At 39.7% G+C, this 2,965-nt stretch carries 3 protein-coding genes; all 3 read right to left on the reverse strand.

Annotation, left to right across the window (positions count from 1 at the left end):
* Positions 1-144: 144 nt before the first annotated feature.
* The 3 genes from Q0625_RS02685 to Q0625_RS02695 are packed head-to-tail and all read right to left on the reverse strand — an operon-like array spanning position 145 to position 2,185.
* Entirely contained in the window at positions 145-1,134 is a 990-nt protein-coding gene (locus Q0625_RS02685) for an NAD(P)H-dependent glycerol-3-phosphate dehydrogenase (RefSeq protein WP_298823356.1), read from the reverse strand.
* Between the two features lie 19 nt (positions 1,135-1,153).
* Positions 1,154-1,690 carry a CopD family protein gene (locus Q0625_RS02690; RefSeq protein WP_298823357.1) on the reverse strand — a complete coding sequence of 179 codons (537 nt, stop codon included), beginning with the start codon at positions 1,688-1,690 and terminating at the stop codon, positions 1,154-1,156.
* Between the two features lie 18 nt (positions 1,691-1,708).
* Positions 1,709-2,185, reverse strand: a complete 477-nt coding sequence (locus Q0625_RS02695) for a hypothetical protein (protein ID WP_298823358.1) — start codon at positions 2,183-2,185, stop codon at positions 1,709-1,711.
* Positions 2,186-2,965 lie beyond the last annotated feature (780 nt).

Consider the following 2,965-nt stretch of genomic DNA (forward strand, 5'->3'; position numbering starts at 1 on the left):
AACCTAAAAATGACTTGCGAAACTTAAATTAGTTGATTTGCCAATTAGTTGATTTGCTCATCGTCTCATTGACTCATCGTCTCATTGACTCATCGTCTAATTGTCTCATTAGCTCATTAGCTAATTGACTCATCAGCTCATCAGTTAGTCCATTTTCTCCGTCAGTTTTTCGAAAGTCTCACGGGTGGGGTAGTGGAGGTAGAGTACTTGATAGACGGCATCGAGTATAGGGGTATAGGCGGGGGTGGATTGGCGTTGGTTGATCTTATAGGCATTTTCCACAGCATAATAACCCTCAGCTACCATGTTCATTTCCATAAAGGCACTTCTGACGGAATATCCCTTACCGATCATGCTTCCAAAAAGGCGGTTGCGGCTAAAAGCGGAGTAGCCTGTAACGAGTAAGTCGCCCAAGTAAGCCGATTGGTTGATATCGCGAGCTATGGGGTGAACAGCATCTACATAGCGTTGCATCTCGCGAATGGCATTGCTCATCAGCACGCTTTGGAAATTGTCTCCGTAACCTAGTCCGTGGGCGATTCCTGCGGCAATGGCATAGATATTTTTCAGCATAGCCCCATACTCTACTCCTATGATATCCTCGCTGATCTTGGTGCGGATAAAAGGACCTCGCAGGGCGGAAGCCATTTCCTCAGCCTTGAGGAGGTCTTCGCAGGCCACCGTGAGGTAGGAAAGGCGTTCGAGCGCCACTTCTTCTGCGTGGCAGGGACCGGTGATTACCCCTATATTCATTGGGTTGATGCCATAAGCCTCCATAAGATGTTCGCCTACCACCAATCCCGATTCGGGGACAATTCCTTTGATAGCCGAGAAAACCACCTTATCCTTCAGTGGTATTGTGAGTTTGGAGAGTTCTGTTACCAAGAAAGCCGAAGGAATCACGAAAATCACGTAATCCGCCCATTCCACAGCCTCATTGATATTGCTCGTTAGGTGAATTTTATCTGTCCGCAGCTCTACCGAGGATAGGTAGTTAGGATTATGTTTGTATTTTTTGATATGCGATATAGCCAGTTCGTTGCGCATATACCAAGTAATCTCAGGGAGGTTCTCGCTGAGAATTTTTACGATAGCCGTTGCCCAGCTACCACCACCAAGTACTGTGTATTTCATGTCAATTAGCTGATTTGTCTCATTTTTTTCTATTCACAATTTTCACTACGCCCATAATCAATGCTCCCATGGCGACAAAGCTCAATAGGGTAGCCCACCAATATTGTAGGAATAAGTCCTTGAGTACTATGGAAAAGACGATGGCAAAAAGCAGTAGGGTCGCTACTTCATTCGCCATACGGAGTTTGACAGAACTGTAACGGGTTTCTCCGCGTTGTAACTCCTTGAGAGTGCGCCAGCTCCAATAATGATATATTAATAGGAACACAAGTCCCAAAAGCTTGATATGCATCCATCCCTGCGTAAGGAATAGCCAGTCGAACATCCATAGCAGATATACCCCTGTAACTAGCACAATCACCAAGGCGGGTACTGTGATGATATTCCATAGGCGTTCCTCCATAAAAGAATATTGCTTATGAAGGATCTCGCGTTCTACTTCGTTTTTACCTTGTAAGGCTTCCGTATGATAAATCAGCAGGCGCACTATATAGAAAAGTCCTGCAAAATAACTCACTACAAAAATGATATGTAAGGATTTGATAATAAAATACAAGATGTTAGTTTTAAGTTGTTATTTGTTTTCAAGATCTTTTAATTCCTCTAAGAGCGTTTGAATATAAGACTTATATTTTTTGTTATAAATAAAGGAAAAGTAGTGGTTTCCATGTATTTCGTCAGTTATTACCTGATTCTCAATTAGTAAAGAAGTGTTTGCCTTTTCAAACAGCGTATTGAAAAATACACTTCTAAGATGTTGTGGAGAGGTAAATTTTCGTTTGTTATTGCTGCGATAATATAGGTTGCCACCATCACAATAGTAAAAGAGAATCACATCATGATTAGACAAATACGAACGTATTTCTTCTATAATGTAGTTGAAAACTCTGAAAGAATTGGTGTTAGTAACACGTTTTTCTAAAATTATAGAGATTTCAACTATAGGGATAGGGATAGATACGTCAGGAATATCCTTGTTTATAGCAAATTCCAAAGTGTATTCATTTCCTTGTTCTGTAATAAAAGGAATTTTAACCTCTAAATTGCCCAAAATTAAATTTTTATACGTGATGTAACTTCCTTAGTTTTCTTTAAAATTTCCTCTTTTCGTTCCATTTTACGATAACGCATCTTGCGACAAATAGCTAAAAGTTTGTCGCTTGGATTTTCAATAACAGTCTCCATTATATTGGGTGCAATCTCTCTTCTAATCATAGGTTATTAGGTGTAAGTTCTTAATTTCTGTCTTCTGTCTTCTGTCTTCTGTCTTCTGTCTTCTGTCTACTGTCTACTGTCTACTGTCTACTGTCTACTGTCTACTGACCCCTACTTCAGCGGGCAAATTTACGAAATTATTAATCAAAAGTCAAGTATTTCTGTTTTTTAGTAATGGCTTGTGATAGGTTAACCCTTGAGAACGAAGCATTAATCGCTATACAATAAATTAACAAATCTTTTTATTACTTCTCATACACCTTTTTCTTGATTTTACTACTATGAATGTTGTAATTTTGCACCATGGTTAGTGGTCAGTATTTAGTTGTTAGTGGTCAGTAGACAGAAGTCAGTTGTCAGCGATCAGACCCCACGCTGGTTTTGTACGAGTTTTCATTATATAGAGCTCATGTTAATAGACATAGTTTTCCGTAGAGACGCAATTCATGGCATCTTGTAAATTGAACAAATCACACACCCACGCATAGGAATTTTAATCACATACTCGCTTACGCGACTTTACTTTTTATCTTTTACCTTGAAATCATGGATTAGACACTTTGTAAGACGCAATAAATTGCGTCTCTACACAGGCGCTGGCTAAGACAATTCCTAA

Origin of the sequence: uncultured Capnocytophaga sp., from assembly GCF_938029845.1 — a bacterium.
Lineage (GTDB): Bacteria > Bacteroidota > Bacteroidia > Flavobacteriales > Flavobacteriaceae > Capnocytophaga.

Bases quoted from the DNA above. Each gene is read 5' to 3' on its own strand.
- Q0625_RS02685 (WP_298823356.1), bottom strand. From the start codon at position 1,134: ATGAAATACACAGTACTTGGTGGTGGTAGCTGGGCAACGGCTATCGTA.